This window comes from Microbacterium galbum, from assembly GCF_032464915.1.
Lineage (GTDB): Bacteria > Actinomycetota > Actinomycetes > Actinomycetales > Microbacteriaceae > Microbacterium > Microbacterium galbum.
The window spans coordinates 246474-270239 of the sequence record NZ_JAWDIS010000001.1 but is presented as its reverse complement, the minus strand read 5'-3'; the positions used below and the strand labels follow the sequence as shown (position 1 = coordinate 270239).

Here is a 23766-nt window from a genome sequence, read left to right as displayed (position 1 = left end):
AGGGTCGGTCGCTCGGGGGCGGGGCGGCTTGCGAGGAGCCGCTTGCGCCGCGACCCTGCGGGCGCGTCCGCGGGACATCGACCCGGGGAGGCGATCACGGCCCCGGACGTGGTGCAGGAATACCCCCTGGGGGTATCCTGTTGAGGACGGGGTGACCGGAGGAGGAGCCATGAGCGACCAGACGGATGCCGCACCGACCGCCGAGGCGGTGCTCGACATCGACGGGATGACGTGCGCGAGCTGCGTCGCGCGCGTCGAGAAGCGCCTGGGGCGGGTCGAGGGCGTGGAAGCGGCGGTCAACCTCGCGACGGAGACCGCGCGGGTGCGCTACCCCGCCGACCTCGACACGACGGCCCTGGTGGATGCCGTGCGCGCCGCCGGCTACGACGCCCGCGTCCGCACCCACACCTCCACCCCGCCGCCCCCGGTGCCCGTGCCCGCCCCCGGGGGAGCGGTGGATGCCGTGACCGGGCGCGATCTCGCCGCGACCGCCGCGCAGCCCGACGGTGCCGCCCCGAACGCGCCGGGCGCCTCCGCGCCCGCGCCGGCGGGTACTCCCGCGCACGCCTCCGCCGCCCAGGCTGCCGATGCGCACGCCCCCGACGCGCCAGCCCCCGACGCGCACGCCGACTCCGCGAACGCGCCCTCCGGGCACGTGCACGACACGACCGATGCGCCCGGCTCGACCCCCCTGCGCGTGCGCCTCTGGGTGTCGCTCGGCCTGGCGGTTCCCGTGGTGGCGCTCGGCATGGTCCCGGCCTGGCAGTTCCCCGCGTGGCAGTGGGTGTCGCTGGTGCTCGCGACTCCGATCGTCCTGTGGGGCGGGTGGCCCTTCCACCGCGCCACGCTGCGCAACGCGCGGCACGGCGCCGCCACGATGGACACGCTCATCACGCTGGGCACCTTCGCCGCCTACCTCTGGAGCGTCTGGGTGCTCGTCTTCGGATCGGCCGGGCGGATCGGCATCCGTCACGAGGTGATGCTCTTCGGGCCGGTGCACGACGCGACCTCCGTGGTCTACTTCGAGGTCGCCGCCGCGGTCACCGTCTTCCTGCTGCTCGGACGCGTCATCGAGCAGCGCTCCACCCGCCGAGCCGGGGCGGCGCTGCGGTCACTGCTCGACCTCGGCGCGCGGGAGGCGGAGCTCGTCGACGGGCGTCGCATCGACATCGCGCAGCTCGCCGTCGGTGACGAGTTCGTCGTGCGCCCCGGGTCCACCGTCGCCACGGACGGAGAGGTGCTCGAGGGGAGCGCCTCGGTGGACGAGAGCATGCTGACCGGGGAGTCGGTCCCGGTCGACGTGGGTGCCGGATCGACGGTGACCGGCGGCACCATCGCCTCGGGCGGACGGCTCGTCGTGCGTGCGACGGGGGTGGGCGAGCAGACGCGTCTCGCGCGCATCGCCCGTCTCGTCGAGGACGCGCAGCTCGGCAAGAGCCGCGTGCAGCGCCTCGCCGACCGCATCTCGGGCGTCTTCGTCCCGGTCGTGATCGTGCTGGCCGTGCTGACCCTCCTCGGCTGGCTCCTCGCCGGGCAGCCGCTGTCGGCCGGCTTCACCGCCGCTGTCGCGGTGCTCATCATCGCCTGCCCGTGCGCGCTGGGCCTGGCCACCCCGATCGCGATCCTCGTCGGTACCGGCCGCGCGGCCCAGCTCGGCATCCTGGTGACGGGACCTTCGGCCCTGGAATCCGCGGAGCGCATCGACACGATCGTCCTCGACAAGACGGGCACTCTGACCGCCGGACGCATGAGCGTCGTGAACATCACCGCCGCCGACGATCAGGACGCCGAGGAGGCCCTGCGTCGGCTGGCCGCGCTCGAGCGCGCGTCGGAGCATCCCGTGGCGCACGCGATCGTGGCGGCGGCGGCCGATGGACCGGTGGCCCGTGACGTGGAGGCGCTGCCCGGCCGCGGGATCGTCGGTCTCGTCGACGGCATCCGCGTGTTCGCGGGGCGTCCCGCCCTCGCCGCCGACCTGGCGGCGCCGCTGCCGGTGGCGCTCGCCGCGGCCGTCGAGGAGGGGGAGCAGCGCGGAACCGTCGTGGTGGCGGGATGGGCCGACGCCGACGGCGCGATGCGTGCACGCGTCGTGGTCGAGGTGGCCGACACGGTGCGCCCCGAGAGCGCCTCCACCGTCGCCCGCCTGCGCGAGATGGGTCTCGAGCCGGTCCTGCTCACCGGCGACAATGCGCACATCGCGCGCGCCGTCGCCGACGAGCTCGGCATCGAGACGGTGCGCGCGGGCGTCCTGCCCGAGGGCAAAGTCGACGAGATCGCCGCGCTCCGGGCCGCGGGGCGCACCGTCGCAATGGTCGGCGACGGGGTCAACGACGCCGCCGCCCTGGCATCCGCCGATCTGGGCATCGCCATGGGAGGGGGGACGGATGCCGCGCTCCACGCGAGCGACGTCGCCCTCATGCGCGACGACCCGCGCGGCATCGTCACCGCGGTGGCCCTGAGCAGGCGCACGATGCGCGTGATCCGCGGCAACCTCTTCTGGGCCTTCGCGTACAACGTGGCGGCTCTGCCGCTGGCGGCCCTGGGGCTGCTGAACCCGATGCTCGCCGGAGCCGCGATGGCGTTCTCGAGCGTCTTCGTCGTGCTCAACAGTCTGCGGTTGCGGCACGCGGCCTGAGCGGCGCCGACCGGGGAAGTGCGCGGATCGTCCACGACCGCGCGTCTTCGCCGTCGGTCCGGGGGCGAAAGCCGCTAGAATGATCTCGATCCCGCCATCCGCCCCAGTCGTGAACCGTTCCGGTCGACGCGCTCTCGGGCCACAGGCACCGCCGCTTCGGCGGCGTGCCGGGTGATGTTCCCCGGGGTCACTGATCCACCGGCCTCGCGCCGGAACGTTCCGGACTACTTCCGGACGACACGCTCAGGAGGAGCATGCCGACCACGGCAACCGCCGCCCGTAGCTCGAGCCAGCGGCGCAGGAAGACCACGTCATCCCGACGCGACGACGAAGCACCCGTCATCCCGATCCTCGCGCGCAAGGTGCGCGAGGTCGAGGCGAAGGCGCAGCGCGGCAAGCTCGGGCCCACCAACCGCGTCAAGTTCCAGGTGATCGCGTTCCTCGTGCGCGAGGAGCGTGCGCGGGTGAAGGCCGACACCGAGATCACCGACGCCGCGCGCGCCGAGCTGCTCAAGCGCCTCGACGGCGTGGCGACGATCCTCGCGAAGACCGCCGCGCGCGACACCTCGCTGATCCAGCTGCTCGAGGTCGACGCGGCCACCTCGCCGGTCGCCCGCCGCATGCGTCGCGACTGGCTGCTCGAGTCCGGCGCCGAGCTGCCGCCCGACGAGCTGATCATCACCGACAACACGCCGAAGATCACCCCGGTCGTCTCCGCGGCTCTCGCCGACAAGCAGGTCGTGCCGGCATCCATCGAAGCGCGCCAGATGGCGAACCCGTTCCGCGCCCCCGACCTCACGCCGCGCCCCAGCGGAGACGCCCCGCGCCGCCGCCTCGACGGGTGGGAGCTCATGGGCCCGCTCTACAAGGCGTTCGAGACCGGCGCCGGCGGGTCGGCCGCGAGCATGGAGCTGCCGCCCGTGCCCGAGTTCGACCGGCTCTCGCCGCGCGGGCTCGAGGTCATGCCGCATCAGTCGCGCTTCCTCGAGGCCGTGCGCCTCGGCCACCGCGAGTTCCTCCTCGCCGACGAGCCCGGCCTGGGCAAGACCGCGGAGTCGGTGCTGGCGGCATCCGTCGCCGACGCCTACCCCCTGCTGGTCGTCGTCCCCAACGTCGTGAAGATGAACTGGGCGCGCGAGGTGCAGCGGTGGACGCCGCAGCGCCGCGCGACCGTCATCTCCGGCGGCGGCGCCGACATCGACGCTTTCGCCGACGTGTTCATCGTCAACTACGAGATCCTCGACCGCCACCTCTCGTGGCTGTCGTCCATCGGTCTCGAGGGCGTCGTCGTCGACGAGGCGCACTTCATCAAGAACCTCACGTCGCAGCGTTCGCAGAACGTACTGGCCCTGGCATCCCGGGTGCGCGAGCAGACGCGCGACCCGCTCATGCTCGCCCTGACCGGGACCCCGCTGATCAACGACGTCGAGGACTTCGACGCGATCTGGCGGTTCCTCGGCTGGACCAACGGCGAGAAGCCCGGCCCCGAGCTGATGGAGAAGCTGGATGCCACGGGCCTGACGCCCGCCGACAAGGCGTTCTACCCCGAGGCGCGCGAGGCCGTCATCTCGATGGGCATCGTGCGACGCAAGAAGAAGGACGTCGCCGCCGATCTGCCCGACAAGCTGGTCGCCGACCTGCCCGTCGAGCTGGACGACGAGTACGGCCGGTCGATCCGTCAGGCCGAGCGCGAGCTCGGCGCCCGACTGGCCGCGAAGTACCGCCGCATCATCGAGGCGCGCGGCGACCGCGGCCTCGCCGCCGGCGAGATCGACGACGACATCGTACGTCTGGTCGCGCACGGCGAGCTCGAGGAGTCGAAGGCCGCGGGATCGGGCAGCGAGAACGTCTTCACGATGGTGCGCCGCATCGGTCAGGCCAAGGCCCACCTCGCCGCCGACTACGCCGTTCAGCTGCAGCGCTCGGTGGGCAAGGTCGTGTTCTTCGCCAAGCACATCGACGTGATGGATGCCGCCGAGGCCCACTTCAAGGCCTCCGGTCTCAAGGCCGTCTCGGTGCGCGGCGAGCAGACCTCGACCGCCCGTCAGGCCGCGATCGACGCCTTCAACAGCGACCCCGACGTCGGCATCGCGGTGTGTTCGCTCACCGCCGCCGGTGTCGGCCTCAACATGCAGGCCGCCTCCAACGTCGTGCTCGCCGAGCTGTCGTGGACCGCGGCCGAGCAGACGCAGGCGATCGACCGCGTGCACCGCATCGGCCAGGAGGAGCCCGTGACCGCGTGGCGCATCATCGCCGCGCACACGATCGACACGAAGATCGCGGAGCTCATCGACTCCAAGGAGGGCCTCGCCCAGCGCGCCCTCGACGGACAGTCGGTCGAGCCGGGTTCGAGCGACTCCGTGCAGCTCTCGGCGCTCATGCACCTGCTGCGTCAGGCGCTCGGCACGGCCTGATCCGTCGCCCTCGAACGCCCCGGCCCTGTGCCGGGGCGTTCGCGTGTCGTCACGAGAACAGGCAGTTCGACGAGAACAGGCCGTCACCGGCTGAAGCAGCCTGTTCCCGTCGCACGCCCTGCTTCCGTGACGTCGGCTCCGCGGAACGGGTGGGGCCCGCGGCGTCCGGTGTGCTCGTCTCGCCGGGCATGGCGGACCGTCAGGCGGACCACGGCATCGGGGTTCCGGCATCCTTCGCCCCTCCGTCACCGTGTGGCAGCGTTCCCGCCCGCGGCGATAGGGTCGAAGACGGCAACGGCGCCGACCCTCCACCCGAATCACAGCACCAGAGGACTCTGCCCATGAAGATCGGCATCCTGACCAGCGGCGGCGACTGCCCCGGTCTCAACGCGGTCATCCGTGGCGTCGTGCTGAAGGGCACGACCAACTACGACATCGAGTTCGTCGGCATCCGCGACGGGTGGCGCGGAGTCGTCGACGGCGACTTTTTCCCCCTGACGCGTCACGAGGTGAAGGGACTGTCCAAGGTCGGCGGCACCATCCTCGGCACGAGCCGCACCAACCCGTACGAGGGCGTGCGCGGCGGCGCCGAGAACATCTCCAAGACGATGTACGGGCACCGGCTCGACGGCATCCTGGCCATCGGCGGCGAAGGAACTCTAGCCGCGGCCGACCGTCTGTCGAAGGACGGCATCAACGTCCTCGGCGTGCCGAAGACGATCGACAACGACCTGCGCGCGACCGATTACTCGTTCGGCTTCGACACCGCCGTCAACATCGCGACGGATGCCATGGACCGCCTCCGCACCACCGGCGACTCGCACCAGCGCTGCATGGTGGCCGAGGTCATGGGCCGCCACGTCGGCTGGATCGCGCTGCACGCGGGTATCGCGGCGGGCGCTCACGTCATCTGCATCCCCGAGGTGCCGATGTCGATCGACGAGATCGTCGAGCAGGTCACTCGCGCCCACGACCGCGGTCGTGCCCCGCTCGTCGTCGTTTCCGAGGGTTTCAAGCTCAAGGGCATGGACGAGGCGTTCAGCGACAAGGGTCTCGACGCCTTCAACCGTCCCCGCCTCGGCGGCATCGGCGAGCTGCTCGCCCCCGAGATCGAGCGCCTCACCGGCATCGAGACCCGCGCCACCGTGCTCGGTCACATCCAGCGCGGTGGTTCGCCGTCGGCGTTCGACCGCGTGCTCGCGACGCGCCTCGGTCTGCACGCCGCCGACGCCCTGAACGAGGGCGCCTGGGGTCAGATGGTCGCCATGCGCGGCACCGACATCGTGCGCGTGCCCTTCGCCGACGCCCTCGGCGAGTTGAACAGCGTCCCGCTGTACCGCTACGAAGAGGCCGCGGCGCTGTTCGGCTGAGCTCGTCGCTCCGACGCCCCGTCCCGCCTCGCGCGGGGCGGGGCGTTCGCGTGCGCGGCGAGTGGGCGCGGTGAGCGTGTGCAGCGTATGAGGCGGGCAGTGTGAGGGACGCACGCGCAGCGTGGGATGCGCGAGCAGGCGTGGCGAGCGTGCGCCGTGTCCCCGCGGCCTCGTCCCACATATGGCGGTGCGTGTCCCACTTATGGCCGGTCCAGGTGCGCTGAACCGGTCATAAGTGCGACATGGTCGGGGCGGTGGCGGCTGAGAGGCGTCCTCCACAGGTGCAGAGCAGGCGGAAGGGCTGTGGAGAAGGCTGACGCACGGGTCAGCGGTCGGGATCCTGGAGCATGACCCGCCGCCAGCCCCTGCCGGACGACCTGCCCGACCGATTCCACGTAGCGGAGGCCCTGGAACGGGGTGCGAGCAGGACCCGCCTCCGCGCATCCGACCTCGTCACGCCCTTTCATGGCGTGCGGTCTCGCCCGACCGGCGACCAGAGCATCCTCGAGAGGTGCCGGGCCTATGCGCCCCGCCTCGCCGACGGGCAGTTCTTCAGTCACGAGACGGTGTTCGTCCTGCGCGGTCTCAGCACACCGGATTGGCCCTACACGCCGCGCCTGCACGTGTCGGCGCACCGCCCCGCGCGCGAGCCCCGCACCCGTGGTGTCGTCGGTCATCGATTGCAGACCCGAGAGCCGGCCATCGAAACCGGACCCGAGGGGATGCCGATCGAGAACGCCGTTCGCGCATGGCGGCAGTGCGGCCGGCTGTGGCGTCTCGACGACCTGGTCGCGGGCGCCGACGCGCTCCTCGCCGGGCGAAGGCCGCTCGCCACCGCCGCCGACCTGGATGTCGAGATCGCCCGCATGGGGGATGTCCGGGGCGGCATCCTCCGGAGGGCGCTCGCTCTCGCCCGCCCGGGCGTGAGGTCACCACGCGAGACCCACCTGCGGCTCCTCCTCGCGCGCCACGGACTTCCGGAGCCCGGCGTCAACGAGGACATCTTCTCGACTCGGGGAGAATTCGTCGCGGAGATCGACCTCACCTTCGAGGCGTGGCGCGTCGCCGTCGAGTATGACGGCCGCGTGCACGCGGAGGATCCGCGGCAGTTTGCTCAGGACGCGGATCGCTGGGCCGCAATTCGCGACGCGGGGTGGGATCACGTCCGCATCCTGAGCCACCACCTCCGCGGAGACGGCGCAGCCGCGGCATCCCTCGTGCGCGCCGCGCTGCTCAGAGCGGGCTGGCGGCCCGGTCAGTGACCCCTTGTCCCACTCATCGCTGGTTGAGGGGCTCGCAACCGGCCACAAGTGGGACGAGCACCGTCACGAGTGGGACATGCCGCAGCCGCCGCAACCGCGCAGCCGCCGCGACCGCGCAGCCGCCGCGACCGCACAGCCGCCACGACCGCTCACCTACCGTGGCCGCGCCGCCGCTCCTACTCCGCCAGTCCCAGCACATCCAGCAGCCACGCGAGCTCGAACGCGCGCTCGCGCCAGGCGTTGTAGCGGCCGCTGACGCCGCCGTGGCCGGCGACCATCTCGCACTTCAGCATCGCGTCGGCTCCGACCTCGCGCAGGCGTTGCACCCACTTGGCCGGCTCGACGTAGAGCACGCGCGTGTCGTTCAAGGACGTGACCGCGAGGATGCGGGGGTAGGCGACACCGTCGCGCACGTTCTCGTACGGCGAGTACGACTTCATGTAGGCGTACACGTCGGCGTCGTGCAGCGGGTCGCCCCACTCGTCCCACTCGATCACCGTGAGCGGCAGCGACGGGTCGAGGATCGTGGTCAGCGCATCGACGAAGGGCACGTCGGCCAGGATGCCGGCGAACATCTCGGGTGCAAGGTTGGCCACCGCGCCCATGAGCAGGCCGCCGGCGCTCCCGCCCTCGGCGACGATGCGGTCGGGTGTCGTGTAGCCCTCCGCCACGAGGTGGCGGGCGGCGGCGACGAAGTCGGTGAACGTGTTGCGCTTGGCCTGCAGCTTGCCGTCCTCGTACCACTGGCGACCCATCTCGCCACCGCCGCGCACGTGCGCCACGGCGAAGACGACTCCACGGTCGAGCAGCGACAGTCGCGGAACCGAGAAGCCGGGTTCGATCGAGTGCTCGTAGGAGCCGTAGCCGTACAGGTGCACAGGGCGCGCCGCCGTACCGGGCTCGCCGAACGAGCGCTTCCAGACGAGCGACACGGGCACCTGCGTCCCGTCCTCGGCGGGTGCCCAGACGCGCGCCTGTCCGTAGTCGGAGGGGTCGAAGCCGCCGAGCACGGGCTGGCGCTTGCGCAGAAGCAGTTCGCCGGTATCGATCACGTAGTCGAAGACGGTGCCGGGCGTCACGAACGAGCCGTACCCGAGGCGCAGCATCGGCGGCGCCCACTCCGGGTTGCCACCCGTGCCGACGCTGTAGAGCGGCTCGTCGAACGCGATCTCGGTGACGGCCCCGTCGGCGTACGACAGCATGCCCAGGCGCGCGAGCCCGTCGCGGCGGTACGCCACGACACCCCAGTCGCGGAACGTGTCGACGCCCAGCAGACGCTGCCCCGTGCGGTGCGCGATGACCGTCTCGCGCGGCCCCTGCGGTGCGGAAGCCGGCACCCGCACCAGTTCGAAGTCGAGGGCGCCGTCGTTATGGAGGATGTAGAGCACGTCCTCGCCGTCGACCACGGCGTGCGAGCTGGAGTACTCCACGCCTTCCGTGCGCGGCCACACCACGCGCGGCTCGCCACGGAGGTCGTCGGCGTCCACCAGCCACTCCTCGCTCGTGATGGAGGAGCCCATCTCGATGACGAGGTATTTGTCGCTGCGGGTGAAGTCGGCGCCGACCCAGTAGCGGTCGTCCGGCTCGTGGAACAGCTTCACATCGGCATCCACACCCGTCCCGATCTCGTGCAGCCACACGGTGTCGGGGCGCCACGCGTCGTCGACGGTGGTGTAGACGATGAAACGGCCGTCGGGCGAGAAGGTCGCGCCCGAGAAGGTGCCGGGGATCTCGTCGGCGAGCGTCTCGCCGGTCGTCAGGTCGCGCACGCGGACCGTGTAGCGCTCGTCTCCGGCGACGTCGATGCCGTACAGCATGCGCGTGCCGTCGTTCGAGATCTCGAAGCTCCCGAGCGAGAAGAAGTCGGTGCCCTCGGCCTCGACGTTGCCGTCGAACAGCACCTGCTCGCCCGGGACAGGGCGGTCGGGGGAGAGGGTGGGCGGCGTCCAGTCATCGGGGGAGTCCAGCGGGGCGCGGCACTGGATGCCGTACTGCGCGCCCGCGACGGTGCGTCCGTAGTACCACCAGTCACCGCGGCGGGCGGGGACCGAGAGGTCGGTCTCGAGCGTGCGGCCCTTGATCTCGCCGAAGATCGTGTCGCGCAGACGCGAGAGGTGAGCGGTGCGCGCGGAGGTGTAGGCGTTCTCGGCCTCGAGGTGGGCGACGACCTCGGCGTCGTCCTTCGCGCGCAGCCATTCGTAGGGATCGTCGAAGGTGTCGCCGTGGTGGGTGCGGGCGATCGGACGGCGGTCGGCGACGGGAGGGGTGGGCTGCGGGTCGAGGTCGGTCACCGTTCCACGCTAGTGCGCCGCCGCGGCATCCGGCCGAAGACGCCGACGGATGCCGACCTCCCGCGCCGCTGCGCGTTTGACCCTCACAGGTCCGAATGAAAGGATGTCGTCGCGTCTTTCGGTGAACGAAAGATCAACGCCAGGTGAACTCTTCGTTCGTCACGCCGATCCCGTCGGCATCCCTTCCTCCTTCTCACGGAAAGCGAACGGTGGAGAGCGCAGCCCTCATCATCGTGCTGGTCATCGCGCTGGCACTGTTCTTCGATTTCACCAACGGGTTCCACGACACCGCGAACGCGATGGCCACGCCCATCGCCACCGGTGCGCTGAAGCCGAAGGTGGCCGTCCTTCTCGCCGCCAGCCTCAATCTGGTGGGCGCGTTCCTGTCGACCGAGGTCGCCAAGACGATCTCGGGCGGCATGATCCGCGAGGATCAGCTGAGTCCCGACATCTTCCCGCCCATCATCTTCGCGGGTCTCATCGGCGCGATCACGTGGAACATGCTCACGTGGCTGCTGGGCCTTCCCTCCAGCTCCTCGCACGCGCTCTTCGGCGGCCTGATCGGCGCGACGCTCGTCGGCGTCGGCGCCTCGGCCATCGACACCGGGGTCGTGCTGAGCAAGGTGATCCTCCCGGCCCTCATCGCCCCGCTCACGGCCGGCCTGATCGCCTTCGTCGTGACGAAGATCGCCTACGGCGTCACGCGTCGCTACGACGCGAAGGCCGACGGCCGCGACGGCTTCCGCTGGGGCCAGATCTTCACGTCGTCGCTCGTGGCCCTGGCCCACGGCACGAACGACGCGCAGAAGACGATGGGCGTCATCACCCTCGCCCTCATCACCGTCGGGTGGCAGTCCACCGCCAACCCCGACCCGCAGCTGTGGGTCGTCTTCGCCTGCGCGATCACGATCGCCCTGGGCACCTACATGGGCGGGTGGCGCATCATCCGCACGCTCGGCAAGGGCCTCACCGACGTCAAGCCCGCCCAGGGCTTCTCGGCCGAGACCTCGACGGCGGCGACGATCCTCGCCTCGAGCGCCCTCGGTTTCGCCCTGTCGACGACGCAGGTGGCATCCGGGTCGGTCATCGGATCGGGCCTGGGACGCCGCGGCTCGACCGTGCGCTGGAACACCGTCGGCCGCATCATGATCGGCTGGGTGCTGACGCTGCCCGCGGCCGGCGCAGTGGGCGCCGCCGCCGCCCTCATCGTCGTGTGGCTCGGTGGGTGGGGCGTCGCCGTCGACGCCGTCATCGCCGTCGTGATCGTGCTGGGCCTGTTCCTGCGCTCGCGCCGTGACTCCGTCACCTCCGCGAACGCGATGAGCGAGGTCGCCGATTCCGGCGCCGCCGTGAAGGTACCGCGCAAGCCCGGACCCACGCGCCGCCAGCGCCGCCTCGAGCGCGAGAAGGCCGGGAAGGACGCCTGATGCTCATCAACTGGGGAGCCTTCCTGCAGGTCTTCGCCGCCGCCCTCATCGGGGCGTCGGTCGTCGTCACCTTCTACGCCCTCGGGCTGCGCCTGCTCGTGCGCGGCGGTCGACCGCCGCTGGTCGCGCCCGCGGAGTTCACCGACGCCATCACGGTGCTCACCGACAAGCAGCGTCGCCGCGCCGAGAAGGCCGTCGCCAAGGCCGCGAAGAAGAACCCGCTCAGCGACGGGCAGAAGCGCCTGTCGCTCGTCGGCGCCTACGTGTGCTTCGCCGTGTGCGCGGCGGCCGTGCTGGGTGCGCTGCTGCTGATCCTCTTCAACCACTGACGCCCGCAACCCGGTCCGACTCCGCGGGGGGTCGGTTCCGGATGCCGGACCCTCGGCGCGGTCGGACGCGATCCCGTACGCCGGGGTCGCCGGTCGTCCCGCGCGGTGGCGTACGGGACACCCCGCCCGGCCTGCCGATGTCGGAACCCCCTCCTAGGCTGTGGGCATGGCATCCGTGCAGTTCGGTCAGCATGCGCCCGCCGCGCGCGTCATCCTCCACCTCAGCGATACGCACCTGCTCGGTGGGGAGCGCCTCCTCGGCGGCCGTTACGACACGGCCGTGCACCTCCGTCGCACGCTCGCGGCGGCCGAGGCGACGGGGATCCGACCGGATGCCGTGGTCTTCACCGGCGACCTCACCGACCTCGGCGAGCCCGAGGCGTACCGTGCCCTGCGGGAGGCGGTGGAGCCCTGGGCGGAGCGCTTGGGGGCGCCGGTGGTGTGGGTGGCGGGCAATCACGACGAGCGGCCCGCGATGCGCGCCGAGCTCCTCGACGCCGAGGCCACCGAGGATCCGATCACGAGCGTGCACGACCTCGACGGCTTGCGGCTGATCGCGCTGGATTCCACCGTGCCCGGCTGGCACCACGGCGACCTCGACCCGGCGCAGCTCGCATGGCTGCGGGCCGAACTGGCAACGCCCGCCCCGCGGGGGACGATCCTCGCGCTGCACCATCCGCCGCTTCCCACCCACATCCCCTTCTTCGACATCCTCGAGCTGCGCGATCAGGCGGGCTTGGCCGAGGCGATTGCGGGCAGCGATGTGCGCGCGATCCTCGCGGGCCATCTGCACTACTCCACGTCGGGCACGTTCGCGGGGGTGCCCGTGAGCGTCGCCGCGGCATCCTGCTACACGATGGACCTCGCCCGACCGGCCGACGCCGTCAACGGGATGGATGCCGGGCGTTCGTTCCATCTCGTCCACGTATGGGACGACACGATCACCCACGCCGTCGTCCCGGTGGTCGACGCGGAGGCGACGGGGTACTTCACGCCCGAGTGGACGGCCGAGATGGCGGCGCTCAGTCCGGAGGAGCGACTCGAGGCGTTCTCGCGCAAGCGTGCGACCGGGCAATAGACGCGGCGGACGGTACCGATCCGACGACCGGCCGCCGTGTCCAGCGACCGCTCCGCCCGCCGTGGTTAGGCTCGTGGCATCCCTGCTCGCCGTGACACCCACGAGGACCCCCACATGGCTTTGGACGCAATGACGCGCACCCGTATCGAGACCGACTCCCTGGGATCGATGGAGATCCCCGCCGATGCGTATTGGGGGATCCACACGGCTCGGGCCCTCGAGAACTTCCCCATCGCGAAGCGCCCGATCTCGGTCTACCCCGACCTCGTGAGGGCCCTCGCGATGGTCAAGCAGGCCTCGGCCCGGGCCAACCGTGAGATCGGCGTGCTCGATCACGCGAAGGCCGACCTCATCGACCGCGCGGCGCAGCGCGTCATCGACGGCGAATTCCACGACGAGTTCACCGTCGGCGTCATCCAGGGCGGCGCGGGCACGTCGACGAACATGAACGCGAACGAGGTCATCACCAACATCGCGCTCGAGATGGCCGGTCGCGAGAAGGGCGACTACGCATTCCTCTCGCCCATCGACGACACCAACCGCAGTCAGTCGACGAACGACGTCTACCCGACCGCGATCAAGATCGGCCTGTCGCTCACGCTCCAGAGCCTGCTCGAGGAGCTCGCGCTGCTGCGCCAGTCGTTCCTGGCGAAGTCGGAGGAGTTCCACGACGTGCTCAAGGTCGGCCGCACCCAGCTGCAGGATGCCGTGCCCATGACGCTCGGGCAGGAGTTCCACGGGTTCGCCACCACGCTCGGCGAGGACTACAACCGCCTCACCGAGAACGCCTACCTGCTCTTCGAGATCAACATGGGCGCCACCGCGATCGGCACGGGCATCACCGCCCACTCCGGCTACGCGGGGGCGGTGCTGCGGCACCTGCGGGAGATCACCGGCCTCGACCTCGAGACCGCCACCGACCTCGTGGAGTCCACGAGCGACACGGGCGCCTTCATGTCGTTCTCGTCGTCGCTCAAGCGCAACGCCGTGAAGCTGTCGAAGATCTGCAACGACCTGCGCCTGCTCTCGTCGGGTCCGCAGGCGGGCCTCGGGGAGATCAACCTCCCGCCGCGCCAGGCGGGCTCGAGCATCATGCCCGGCAAGGTCAACCCGGTCATCCCGGAGGTCGTGAACCAGGTCGCCTTCTCGGTCGTGGGGGCCGACATGACGGTCACCATGGCGGTGGAGGGCGGCCAGCTGCAGCTCAACGCCTTCGAACCGGTCATCGCCCACTCGATCTACCAGTCGATCACCTGGATGCGCCAGGCGATGTGGACCCTGCGCGTGAACTGCGTCGACGGCATCACGGCCAACCGCGAACGCCTGGGCGCGATGGTCGGCTCGTCGGTCGGCGTCGTGACCGCCCTGACGCCCTTCATCGGGTATGCAGCGGCCGCGGCTCTGGCCAAGACCGCTCTGCTGACGCACCGCAACGTCGCCGACCTCGTGGTGGAGGCGGGCCTGATGACCCGCGAAGAGGTCACGAAGCAGATCTCGCCGGCCCGTCTGTCGGGCCTGCAGGCCGTGACCGCGGCAATCCCGATCGTGCGCGCCGCCGACAGCGTCGTGGAGGACTGAGGCCGGGTACGGCGACGCGCTCGTCGTCCCGGCTCCTCGTCGCGCTATCCCTCAGGGCGGCTCGTCGGCGGTCTGCCGTGCCGCGGCATCCCGATCGTTCTCGCGTCGAGGTGGCCCCGGGGCCACTTCCGTCGCCCCGGGGCCACCTGCGGCCGTGTCGCGTGGCGATGGCGTGAACGGGCATCGCCCCGGGGCCACCTGCATCGCCCCGTAAGGCGCGAGGTCGCTTCGGCGCGGGCGAGGGTCAGTCGAGGATGCGGCAGTGCGTGGTCAGCTCGCCGATGCCGTCGATGCCGACGGTCACCGTGGAGCGGTCGCGCAGGAAGATCTGCGGGTCGCGGGAGTAGCCGGCACCGCCCGGGCTCCCGGTGGAGATGAGGGTGCCCGGCAGCAGGGTCACCGACTCCGACAGCTTGTTGATCAGCGTCTTCACCGAGCGCACCATCTGGCCGGTGCTGGCATCCTGCACGGTGTGTCCATCGACCACGGTCCAGATGTGCAGGTCCTGCGGGTCGGGGATCTCGTCGGCCGTGACCACGAACGGACCGGTCGGGGTGAAGCCGTCGAACGACTTGCACCGCGACCACTGCGCCTCGGAGAACTGGATGTTGCGCGCGGTGATGTCGTTGACGACCGTGTAGCCCCACACGTGGTCGAGGGCGTCGGACTCGGGGATGTCGCGGCCGGGCCGGCCGATGATGACCCCGAGTTCGGCCTCGTAGTCGACGGCTTCGCTGAGCGCCCGGGGCCACGACGTGGTCGCCTCGTGCGCGGTGAGCGAGTTCGGCCACAGGACGAACACCGTCGGGCCCGCGTCGGTCTTGAGTCCCAACTCGCCCGAGTGCGCGGCGTAGTTCAGCCCTACCGCGAGGATCGACGGGGGAGCGAGCACGGCCGAGGCGAAGCGGATGCCGGCGAGGGGCTGCCGCGGGGCGGTCGCACTGGCCTCGCGCACGCGGTCGAGGAGGGCGTCACCGCCGGCGATCAGCTGCTCGAGCGTGGCAGGGGCGCCGTCGAAGAGCTCGTCGACGAACGAGAACTCCTCACCGTGGACGCTGACGAGACGGGGGGCTTCCGCCCCTTCCTGAGACCGGACGTGGGCGAAACGCATGCCTCCACGCTACCGGCCCGCGCCCCGCAGCGGAGGCCGCAAGCCCCGGATGCGCCGTCCCCGGCCCGCTCTAGGCTGAGCCCATGAGCTCCCCCTCGCCGTTGTCCCGGCCCGGTTCGGTCGAACCGACTCGCATCACGACGGCTCCGCAGGTAACGGCATCGGCCGCCCCGCCGCGGTCGCGCGGCGGGGGCGTGGCGCTGTGGGTGGTGGCCGTGCTGCTCGTTCCGCTCCTGGCGCTGCTCGTGCGGTACTTCACCGGGTTCCTGGGCACAGCGGCGACGTTCCTCGGGCTCGTGCTCGCCGCGATCCCCTTCGTGATCGTGTGGTTCGCCGTGCGCTACATCGACCGGTGGGAGCCGGAGCCGCGCCGCCTGCTCGTGTTCGCGGTGGCCTGGGGGGCGATCGCCGCGGTCGTCATCGCCCTGGGCGTCGACCTGCTGCTCACGCTCGTGGTCGGCCGACTGCCGGAGGCGTTCAGCGCCGTCGTCCAGGCGCCCATCGTCGAGGAGATCGCGAAGGGTCTCGGCGTCCTGCTCATCTTCGCTTTCGCCCGCCGGGCGTTCGACGGCCCCGTCGACGGCATCGTGTATGGAGCGCTCATCGGAGCGGGCTTCGCGCTCACCGAGAACGTGCAGTACTTCGCGATCAGCTACCTCGAGGGCGGCCCGGCTCAAGTGGCGAGCACCTTCTTCCTGAGGGCCGTCCTCTCGCCCTTCGCCCACGTGATGTTCACCAGTCTCACCGGGTTCGCGTTCGGCCTCGCCGCGCGTCGCGGCCTGCGCACGGGCGCGGCCCTCGCCTACGGCATCCCGGGCCTCGTCGGGGCGATCGTGCTGCACGGCCTCTGGAACGGGTCGGCCACGTTCGCGAACTTCTTCGAGGTCTACGCGGCGCTGCAGGTTCCGCTGTTCGTGCTGTTCATCCTCGGCATCCTGGCCCTGCGCCGTGAGGAGTCGCGCCTCACCCGCGCCCGCCTGGGCGAATACGCCGCCGCCGGATGGTTCACCCCGCAGGAGGTCGACATGCTCGCCACGGGGCCGGGGCGGCGGTCCGCCATCGCCTGGGCGCGCACGCTGCCGGGCGACCGCTCGCCGGTGATGAGGACGTTCATCGTGGATGCCACGGCGCTCGCCGCCGCGCGCCAGCGCACGCTGTCGGGGCGCGATCCCCAGGCTCCGGCGACCGAGCGCTACCTGCTCGAGCGCACGACGGCGGCGCGGGCGGCCCTGCTGTCGCGGTGACGGACCGCGGCTGCGTGTGCCCGGGCGGGCGCATCGCCGCAAGCACCTGCGCGCCGCCGCCGTCCCTTCGTCACGGGCCGGCGCCACTGGTCCTCGTCGACGGGGGTCTTGACACCGCCGTGGGGTGGGAGCACCATCGATACAGGCCAACTCAGCGCCCGGGAGACACGCAGGCATCGCCGCGGCACCGGGCGCTGAGTCTTTCCTCCGGCGGTGTCCAGAGGCTGCCGCGCACGCGCGGGCGTGCTTGGATGGGTGCATGACTGATCGCACCAAGCCGGAGTTCGACGCTCCCAGCGGCCCCGCCCCCTCCGACCTCGTCATCCGCGACATCATCGTCGGCGACGGCGACGAGGCCAAGCCCGGCGACACGGTCACCGTGCACTACGCCGGTGTCGAGTACGAGTCGGGCGAAGAGTTCGACTCGTCGTGGGGTCGCGGCGAGAGCATCCAGTTCCCCCTGCGCGGCCTTATCCAGGGCTGGCAGGACGGCATCCCGGGCATGAAGGTCGGCGGACGCCGCGAGCTCGTGATCCCGCCGCACCTCGCCTACGGCCCCGCCGGTGGTCACTTCCTCGGCGGCAAGACCCTCATCTTCATCATCGATCTGCTCAAGGTCGGCTGACGACACCCGATGTTCACGAACCCGAGGGGGCTGCGGCACCCTCGGGTTCGTTTTTTTCCACGAACCTGGAATACATTCGTGTGAATGGGAGTTAGACCTCCCCAGGACGCCGACGCGGCTCCCCAGACCTTTAGGAGTGACATGACCGACACCACCACCCTCGACATCCCCGGCTACAAGGCGGGCACCTGGGTCCTGGACCCCTCGCACAGCGAGGTGACCTTCACCGTCCGTCACATGATGATCTCGAAGGTGCGCGGCACCTTCGGCATGAAGAGCGCCACGCTCGTCGCGCCCGAGAACCCCCTCGCGGCCACCGTCGAAGCGTCCGTCGACGTCACCTCGGTCGACACCAAGGACGAGGGCCGCGACCAGCACCTCCGCTCGGCCGAGTTCTTCGACGTCGAGACCTACCCCACGATGGACTTCCGTTCGACCGGCGTCCGTGTCGAGGACGGCGACTACCTCGTCGACGGCGAGCTGACCATCCGCGGCGTCAGCAAGCCCGCCACCTTCTCGATCGACTTCGGCGGCTTCGGCACCGACCCGTGGGGCAACTACAAGGTCGGCGCCACCGCGAAGACCGTCATCAACCGCGAGGACTACGGCCTCACCTGGAACGCCGCCCTCGAGACCGGCGGCGTCCTCGTCGGCAAGGACGTCACCATCGAGCTCGACCTGCAGTTCGCGCACCAGGCGTGATCGCTCCGCAGCGCTCGCTGCGGTCGTGATTCCCGCGAAGACCCCGGATGCCACACCCTGGCATGCGGGGTCTTCGTCCGTCCGGGCGCGACGCGGGGTCCGCCGCGTCGACTCAGGCCCGCGTGCGGCGCGGCAGGCGCAGGCGCTGCTGCACGAGCAGGATGCCGAGGAAGACGACGGCGGCCCCCACCGGCTCATTCCAGGAGATTCTCTCGCCGAGGACGAGGATGCCGAGGGCCACCCCGACGACGGGGGTGATGTACGTCACGGTGGACGCACGGGTGGGGCCCCAGGCGCGCAGGGTGTTCTGGTTCCAGACGTAGGCGATGCCCGTGCCGAGCACGCCCAAAGCGATGATGCTGCCGACGACGGGGAGCGAGAGGTCCATCGGCTCCGCGAGAATCAGCGGGGAGAGCACGACCATGAAGGCCGCAGCCGGACCGATGTAGCCGAACGCGAACGCGATCCCCGACAGGCCCGTGTCGCCGAGGAATCGGCGCATGTAGGCGAGGCTGAAGCCGTAGCAGGCCGTCGCGCCGAGCAGGGCGAGCTGGGCGACGATGCTGTTGCCGACCTCGGACGCGGCGCCGGGGGCGATGATCACGACGACACCGGCGATACCCACGGCGACGCCGAGCAGCTGACCGAGCTCGAGGCGCTCGACGCGGAACACCGCCCACGCCATGATCGCGGTCATGATCGGCGTGGTGGCGTTGAAGATGCTCGCCAGTCCCGACGACACGTGCTGCTCGGCCCACGCGAACAGCAGGAACGGCACGACGCAGAAGCTGAAGGCCAGCACGCACAGATGGGCCCAGACGCGCCGGTCGCGGGGCAGGCGCTCCCGCCGGATCGCGACTATGGCACCGAGGGCGAGAGCGCCGAACAGCAACCGGCCGCCCGCGACCTGCGCGGGCGTCATGCCGGTGAGGGCAATCGCGATGAAGAGGAAGCTCGACCCCCACACGATGCCGGTGAGCACGAATTGCACGGCGATCGAGACGGGGGAGGGGGAGGGAGCGGATGCCACGCTCCCGACGATAGGGCGATGTTCCGACATCGATCGTGTCGCCGGGATGCGACGTCCGGAATCCGCCGACGATCGGCAGTCCGGTCGTGTTCGGCCCGTTCCGCTCGGGAGGGCTGCCGTGCTGCCCGACGGGGCCGACGCGCCCCCGCGAGGTGCCGCGGGACTCAGGGCTGTGGGTCGAGTGCGTCGTAGTCGCGGAAGCGCGGGGACAGACGCACGAGGGTGCCGACCAGGGCCAGGATGACGATGCCACCGAGCAGGGGCGGGACCCACAGGGCCGCGAAGGTGGCGAGGGTACCGGCGTAGAGCGCCCCCACGCGGGGGCCGCCGGCCACCACGACGATGAAGATCCCCTGCAGACGCCCGCGCATGGCATCCGGGACCGCCGCCTGCATCATGGTCGAGCGGTAGATGGCGCTGATGTTGTCGGCGGCGCCCGAGACGGCCAGGACGAGGGCCGCGAGAACGATGAGGAGCACGGCGCCCCGGTCTTCGCCCGTGTCGGTGGGGCGGCCCCACCCCACCGCGGCCGCGAGCAGCACGAGGCCGAAGAGCCCGATGGACACGCCGTAGACCTGGATTGACCGCTCGATGCCCAGCCCCTGGCGGCGCACCCGCCCGACCGGACCGGAGAACAGACTCGACAGGAACGCTCCCGCCGCCACCGCCGCCGTGAGAACGCCGGTCGTGATCGCGCCGCCGCCGAGGAGCACCGCACCGATCGCGGGGAACAGGGCGACCGGCTGGCCGAAGGTCATCGCGATGATGTCGAGGATGTACTGCAAACGGATGTTCGGGGCGCGGCGCAAGAACCGTGCGCCGTCGCGCAGCGACGCGAGGCCGGGGCGCACGACCTCGCCCTCGGGCCGCAGTTGCGGCAACGACCACAGGCCGAGGAACAGCGAGGTCATCAGCAGCACGTCGAGCGAGTAGGTCCAGGCGTATCCGGCGAAGGCGACGAGCACGCCCGCGAGGGCGGGGCCGGCCATGACCATGATGCCGACGGTGACCCCCTGGAGGGCGGCCGCCGCGGGGAGCAGGTCGCGGGGAAGCAGGCGCGGAGTGATGGCGGACTTCGTGGCCATCACGATGGAGTTCGCCGCCGAGTTCACGACGCTGAGGACGAAGAGCCACCCGACCGTCTCGAGGCCCGTCCACGCGAGGGTCGCGAGCAGGGCGGTGGAGGCGAAGGTCACCACCGCCGCCAGGAGGGCGACCGTGCGACGGTCGAATGCGTCGGCGAGCATGCCGCCGTAGAGCCCCGCAGCCACCATCGGCAGGAGGCCCGCCACGGCGATCATCGACACCGCGAAGGTGCTCTGCGTGAGCTCGAAGACGTGCAGCATGACCGCCACGACCGTGAGCTGGCCGCCGAGGCCCGCGAGGGTCGACCCGATCCACAGGCGCGCGAAGGCGGGGGAGGTGGTGAGGGGGCGCACGTCGATCAGGGCGCTCTGCCGTGTGCTCATGCGTCGACGTCCACGCGCTTCACGCGGGCCGTGTGGCCGCGGACGATGTCGACGTCGCGCGGGGCCACGCCGAAGTGCGCGGCGAGGGCGCGGACCACGCCGCTGTTCGCGGCGCCGTCGACGGCGCGTTCGCGCACGTGCACGACGAGGGCGTCGGCGGTGTCTTCGACGAGGGGGCCGCGGCGGCTGCCGGGCTTGACGCGGACGGTGAGCTGCACGGATCGAGGCTACGCCAGCCCTCCGACGCCCCCGCTCGCCGGAGCGCGCGGGGGCCGCGGGACCGCCGGGGCGCAGCGGTTCGTTCGCGGCATCCGGATGCTGGTAGACTCATGCGGTTGCCGTTCGATCGGCCGCGGATAAAGAGAGCTCGCACATCGTGTGACGGGCGCCGCGCAATGAGAAGGAAGGGGATCCCATCTATGGCACTCGAAGCAGACGTCAAGAAGGCGATCATCGAAGAGTACGCGACGCACCCCGGTGACACCGGATCCCCCGAGGTGCAGGTCGCGATGATGACGCAGCGCATCAAGGACCTCACCGAGCACCTCAAGATCCACAAGCACGACCACCACTCGCGCCGTGGACTCTTCCTGCTCGTCGGTCAGCGCCGTCGCCTGCTGGGTTACCTGCAGGACGTCGACATCAACCGTTACCGCTCGCTCATCGAGCGTCTCGGTCTGCGTCGCTAATCGCACCAGCGTTCTATCGCGCAAAACATTCTTGGAAGGCCGCCCCACGGTGTGGGGCGGCCTTCGGCGTTCCCACGTGCATCGTCGTCGGAGGTCCCTGAGCCTGTCGAGGGGGCCGGAGCCCACGCGCACCCCGGTGGCTTCGACAAGCTCAGCCACCGCGGCGCCGAGAACAGGCCGCCTCGGCGCCGAGAACCGGTCGCCTCAGCGCCGAGAACCGGCCACCTCCGGCGTGCGAGCGGCGAATGGCGAACGCCCGCCGCCGGGTCGGCCGGACAGCGGGCGTTCGTCGAGCGGGTCAGGACGCCGTGCGCGCGGCCAGCAGGTCGGGGTGCCACCGCTCCGCGACGTCGGGGTGGGCCCGCAGGCGGGACTTCAACGCGTTCTCGCCGTAGGTGGCGTGGATGGGGTTGGTCGGGTCCTGCGAGACGCCGCGTGCCTCGGCGGCGAGATCGGCGGGCAGGTCGATGATCGGCAGGCGCGCGTCGAGCGCCGGGTTGAAGAAGAACGGCACCGAGATGCGCTCGTCGGGGTACCTCGGCGAGATCACGCGGTGGTTCGTCGCGGTCAGGTAGCCCTGAGTGGCGTACTCGAGCAGCTCGCCGATGTTCACCACGAACGCACCGGGCACCGGGGGAGCATCGACCCACTCGCCGTCGCGCTCGACCTGCAGGCCGCCCTTGCCGGGCTCGACCCACAGGAGCGTGAGGACGCCGGAGTCCTTGTGCGCCCCGACCCCCTGTTGAGGCGTCGGGTCGTCTTTGCCGGGGTAGCGGACGATCTTGATGAGCGTCTGCGGGTCGCCGAAGTGCCGGTCGAAGTACTGCTCCTCGGCGCCGAGGGCGAGAGCCCACGCGCGCAGCAGCTTCCGGGCGACGCCGGTGAGGTGGTCGTGCCACTCGGTCACGACCTCGCGCAGCTCGGGCTGGGCGGCCGGCCAGAGGTTCGGCCCGATGAGCCGGTTGTAACCGGGGCCGTCGGCATCCGGGATCGCGTCGCGCTCGGGCCCGATGTCGATCTGCTCGCGCCAGTCCACGCGCCCCTGCGTGCGCTCGCCGCCAACACGGGTGTAGCCCCGGAAGTGGGGGCTGGTGACGTTCTCGATCGCGAGCTTCTCGGCCTCGGGGAGGGCGAAGAAGTCGTGGGCGGCCTGCAGCAGGCGCTCTTCGAGCGCGGGCGTGACGCCCGTGCCGGTGAGGTAGAAGAAGCCGACGTCGTGAGTGGCGGAGCGCAGGTCGTCGCGGAAGCGGGACGCGGCCTCGGGCCCCTGATCGAGGAGCGAGAGGTCGAGGATCGGGAGGTTCAACTCGGACATGGATCGAGGCTAGGTCGGGGCGCGCCCTGGTGGGCGAATGTTGCCGAGCGTTACCGGGGATGCCCGCGGCGTCCGCATCCGGTCGACATCGGGGATGCGCGAACCGGCGAAAGTGCGTAATCTGTCACAGTCAGGTGAGGCTGTCCTTACCTGATCCGCAGCGTCGCGGTCCTTCCTCCTCGTGAAAGTCGGAACTCCCGCCCGTGCTTGCCAGCTTCTTCGCCACCTTCCTCATCGGCCTTCGCGAAGGCCTCGAGGCTGCACTCGTCGTCGGCATCCTCGTCGCCTACCTCACGCGCCTCGATCGCCGCGACGCCCTGCCGAAGCTGTGGACCGGCGTGGGGCTCGCCGTGGCCCTGGCGCTCGGCGTCGGGGCGATCTTCACGTTCGGGGCCTACATGCTCACGTTCGAGGCGCAGGAACTGCTGGGCGGGGGACTCTCCCTGCTTGCGGTCGCGATGGTCACGTGGATGATCTTCTGGATGCAGAAGGCCGGCCGCACCCTGAAGGCGGGCCTCGAGGGCGGCATCGACAAGGCACTGCGCGGCGGCGTGTGGGCGCTCGTCGCGATCGGGTTCGTATCGGTGGCCCGCGAGGGTGTGGAGACGACCCTGTTGCTGTGGTCGATGGTGCAGTCGTTCGGCGAGTCGCCCGTGGCGCTGCTCGGCGCGCTCCTGGGGCTCGCCACCGCCGTCGTCCTCGGCTGGTTCATCGCGCGCGGCATGCTGCGCCTGAACCTCGGCCGCTTCTTCACCTGGACGGGCGGGTTCCTCGTCGTCGTCGCCGCGGGCGTGCTGGCCTACGCCTTCCACGATCTGCAGGAGGCGGGCGTGCTCCCCGGTCCGTTCGGTGCCGGCGCGCCGATCGACGCCGCGACCGGTCTGGTCGCCACCGGCTGGGCGGGCTTCCCCTTCGGCTGGGCGTTCGACGTGTCGGCCACCGTCGCCCCCGACAGCGCCCTGGCGGTGCTTCTGCAGGCGACCGTGGGCTTCATGCCCCAGATGACCTGGATCCAGGTCATCGCATGGGTCGTCTACGTCGCCGTCGTCGCTCCGCTCTTCGTGCGCGGGGTGCGTGCGGGCCGCCGTCCGCGCCCTTCGTCGTCGCCGCTCACTCCTCTGGCGGAATCCCGGCCCGACGCCGCGCCGGCGACGGTCGCCACCTCCATCGCCCCCTGAGACCCCTTTCATTCCGCGC

19 protein-coding genes are annotated in these 23766 nt (G+C 71.0%); 13 read left to right on the top strand and 6 right to left on the bottom strand.

Going from position 1 to position 23766, the window contains the following annotated elements; genetic code table 11:
* Positions 1-169 precede the first annotated feature (169 nt).
* The 4 genes from RWH45_RS01345 to RWH45_RS01330 all read left to right on the top strand — a co-directional run bounded on the left by RWH45_RS01345 (position 170) and on the right by RWH45_RS01330 (position 7681).
* Positions 170-2635, top strand: coding sequence for a heavy metal translocating P-type ATPase (locus RWH45_RS01345; RefSeq protein WP_315993131.1), 2466 nt, complete (start codon positions 170-172; stop codon positions 2633-2635).
* Between the two features lie 254 nt (positions 2636-2889).
* The gene (locus RWH45_RS01340; RefSeq protein ID WP_315993130.1) at positions 2890-5049 is read left to right on the top strand and encodes a DEAD/DEAH box helicase; all 2160 of its coding nucleotides are present in this window, start codon (positions 2890-2892) and stop codon (positions 5047-5049) included.
* Between the two features lie 341 nt (positions 5050-5390).
* Complete coding sequence (locus RWH45_RS01335; protein WP_298875050.1) at positions 5391-6419, top strand: 6-phosphofructokinase; 1029 nt, start codon at positions 5391-5393, stop codon at positions 6417-6419.
* Between the two features lie 347 nt (positions 6420-6766).
* A complete protein-coding gene (locus RWH45_RS01330) occupies positions 6767-7681 on the top strand; it encodes a putative endonuclease domain-containing protein (RefSeq protein ID WP_315993129.1) in 915 nt (304 codons plus the stop codon).
* Positions 7682-7857: 176 nt separating this feature from the next.
* Here the strand turns inward: RWH45_RS01330 and RWH45_RS01325 are convergent, their stop codons facing one another.
* Complete coding sequence (locus RWH45_RS01325) at positions 7858-9972, bottom strand: S9 family peptidase (protein WP_315993128.1); 2115 nt, start codon at positions 9970-9972, stop codon at positions 7858-7860.
* Positions 9973-10181: 209 nt separating this feature from the next.
* Here RWH45_RS01325 and RWH45_RS01320 point away from each other — a divergent pair, with 209 nt between their 5' ends.
* The 4 genes from RWH45_RS01320 (at position 10182) to RWH45_RS01305 (ending at position 14384) form a co-directional block, all read left to right on the top strand.
* Positions 10182-11399: an inorganic phosphate transporter gene (locus RWH45_RS01320; protein ID WP_315993127.1), complete on the top strand. Its 1218-nt coding sequence runs from the start codon at positions 10182-10184 to the stop codon at positions 11397-11399.
* On the top strand, positions 11399-11728 hold the full coding sequence (locus RWH45_RS01315; RefSeq protein ID WP_315993126.1) for a peptidase: 330 nt from the start codon (positions 11399-11401) through the stop codon (positions 11726-11728). The genes RWH45_RS01320 and RWH45_RS01315 overlap by 1 nt, the downstream gene beginning before the upstream one ends.
* A gap of 166 nt (positions 11729-11894) precedes the next feature.
* Positions 11895-12806 (top strand): phosphodiesterase, encoded by a 912-nt coding sequence (locus tag RWH45_RS01310; RefSeq protein ID WP_315993125.1) that lies wholly within the window; start codon positions 11895-11897, stop codon positions 12804-12806.
* A gap of 114 nt (positions 12807-12920) precedes the next feature.
* On the top strand, positions 12921-14384 hold the full coding sequence (locus RWH45_RS01305) for an aspartate ammonia-lyase (protein ID WP_315993124.1): 1464 nt from the start codon (positions 12921-12923) through the stop codon (positions 14382-14384).
* Positions 14385-14628: 244 nt separating this feature from the next.
* On the opposite strand, the gene RWH45_RS01300 is transcribed toward RWH45_RS01305, so the two are convergent.
* Complete coding sequence (locus RWH45_RS01300; protein ID WP_315993123.1) at positions 14629-15495, bottom strand: fumarylacetoacetate hydrolase family protein; 867 nt, start codon at positions 15493-15495, stop codon at positions 14629-14631.
* A gap of 83 nt (positions 15496-15578) precedes the next feature.
* On the opposite strand from RWH45_RS01300, the gene RWH45_RS01295 reads away from it, so the two are divergent.
* From RWH45_RS01295 to RWH45_RS01285, 3 genes are all read left to right on the top strand, one after another.
* Positions 15579-16739, top strand: coding sequence for a PrsW family intramembrane metalloprotease (locus RWH45_RS01295; RefSeq protein WP_315993122.1), 1161 nt, complete (start codon positions 15579-15581; stop codon positions 16737-16739).
* 259 nt (positions 16740-16998) lie between these two features.
* Positions 16999-17364 carry an FKBP-type peptidyl-prolyl cis-trans isomerase gene (locus RWH45_RS01290; protein WP_013583439.1) on the top strand — a complete coding sequence of 122 codons (366 nt, stop codon included), beginning with the start codon at positions 16999-17001 and terminating at the stop codon, positions 17362-17364.
* A 141-nt stretch (positions 17365-17505) separates the two neighbouring features.
* Entirely contained in the window at positions 17506-18066 is a 561-nt protein-coding gene (locus RWH45_RS01285; protein WP_315993121.1) for a YceI family protein, read from the top strand.
* Positions 18067-18178: 112 nt separating this feature from the next.
* On the opposite strand, the gene RWH45_RS01280 is transcribed toward RWH45_RS01285, so the two are convergent.
* The 3 genes from RWH45_RS01280 to RWH45_RS01270 all read right to left on the bottom strand — a co-directional run bounded on the left by RWH45_RS01280 (position 18179) and on the right by RWH45_RS01270 (position 20783).
* Positions 18179-19096, bottom strand: coding sequence for a DMT family transporter (locus RWH45_RS01280; protein WP_315993120.1), 918 nt, complete (start codon positions 19094-19096; stop codon positions 18179-18181).
* 164 nt (positions 19097-19260) lie between these two features.
* Entirely contained in the window at positions 19261-20565 is a 1305-nt protein-coding gene (locus RWH45_RS01275; protein ID WP_315993119.1) for an MFS transporter, read from the bottom strand.
* The gene (locus RWH45_RS01270) at positions 20562-20783 is read right to left on the bottom strand and encodes a DUF167 domain-containing protein (RefSeq protein WP_315993118.1); all 222 of its coding nucleotides are present in this window, start codon (positions 20781-20783) and stop codon (positions 20562-20564) included. Before RWH45_RS01270 ends, RWH45_RS01275 begins: the two co-directional genes overlap by 4 nt.
* Positions 20784-20984: 201 nt before the next feature.
* On the opposite strand from RWH45_RS01270, the gene rpsO reads away from it, so the two are divergent.
* Positions 20985-21254 (top strand): 30S ribosomal protein S15, encoded by a 270-nt coding sequence (gene rpsO / locus RWH45_RS01265; RefSeq protein ID WP_013583433.1) that lies wholly within the window; start codon positions 20985-20987, stop codon positions 21252-21254.
* Positions 21255-21552: 298 nt separating this feature from the next.
* Here the strand turns inward: rpsO and RWH45_RS01260 are convergent, their stop codons facing one another.
* Complete coding sequence (locus tag RWH45_RS01260; protein ID WP_315993117.1) at positions 21553-22569, bottom strand: isopenicillin N synthase family dioxygenase; 1017 nt, start codon at positions 22567-22569, stop codon at positions 21553-21555.
* 203 nt (positions 22570-22772) lie between these two features.
* Here RWH45_RS01260 and efeU point away from each other — a divergent pair, with 203 nt between their 5' ends.
* A complete protein-coding gene (gene efeU, locus RWH45_RS01255) occupies positions 22773-23747 on the top strand; it encodes an iron uptake transporter permease EfeU (protein ID WP_315993116.1) in 975 nt (324 codons plus the stop codon).
* Positions 23748-23766: the final 19 nt, after the last annotated feature.

Bases quoted from the DNA above. Each gene is read 5' to 3' on its own strand.
- RWH45_RS01345 (WP_315993131.1), top strand. From the start codon at position 170: ATGAGCGACCAGACGGATGCCGCACCGACCGCCGAGGCGGTGCTCGAC.
- RWH45_RS01340 (WP_315993130.1), top strand. From the start codon at position 2,890: ATGCCGACCACGGCAACCGCCGCCCGTAGCTCGAGCCAGCGGCGCAGG.
- RWH45_RS01335 (WP_298875050.1), top strand. From the start codon at position 5,391: ATGAAGATCGGCATCCTGACCAGCGGCGGCGACTGCCCCGGTCTCAAC.
- RWH45_RS01330 (WP_315993129.1), top strand. From the start codon at position 6,767: ATGACCCGCCGCCAGCCCCTGCCGGACGACCTGCCCGACCGATTCCAC.
- RWH45_RS01315 (WP_315993126.1), top strand. From the start codon at position 11,399: ATGCTCATCAACTGGGGAGCCTTCCTGCAGGTCTTCGCCGCCGCCCTC.
- RWH45_RS01310 (WP_315993125.1), top strand. From the start codon at position 11,895: ATGGCATCCGTGCAGTTCGGTCAGCATGCGCCCGCCGCGCGCGTCATC.
- RWH45_RS01305 (WP_315993124.1), top strand. From the start codon at position 12,921: ATGGCTTTGGACGCAATGACGCGCACCCGTATCGAGACCGACTCCCTG.
- RWH45_RS01300 (WP_315993123.1), bottom strand. From the start codon at position 15,495: ATGCGTTTCGCCCACGTCCGGTCTCAGGAAGGGGCGGAAGCCCCCCGT.
- RWH45_RS01295 (WP_315993122.1), top strand. From the start codon at position 15,579: ATGAGCTCCCCCTCGCCGTTGTCCCGGCCCGGTTCGGTCGAACCGACT.
- RWH45_RS01290 (WP_013583439.1), top strand. From the start codon at position 16,999: ATGACTGATCGCACCAAGCCGGAGTTCGACGCTCCCAGCGGCCCCGCC.
- RWH45_RS01285 (WP_315993121.1), top strand. From the start codon at position 17,506: ATGACCGACACCACCACCCTCGACATCCCCGGCTACAAGGCGGGCACC.
- RWH45_RS01275 (WP_315993119.1), bottom strand. From the start codon at position 20,565: ATGAGCACACGGCAGAGCGCCCTGATCGACGTGCGCCCCCTCACCACC.
- rpsO (WP_013583433.1), top strand. From the start codon at position 20,985: ATGGCACTCGAAGCAGACGTCAAGAAGGCGATCATCGAAGAGTACGCG.
- RWH45_RS01260 (WP_315993117.1), bottom strand. From the start codon at position 22,569: ATGTCCGAGTTGAACCTCCCGATCCTCGACCTCTCGCTCCTCGATCAG.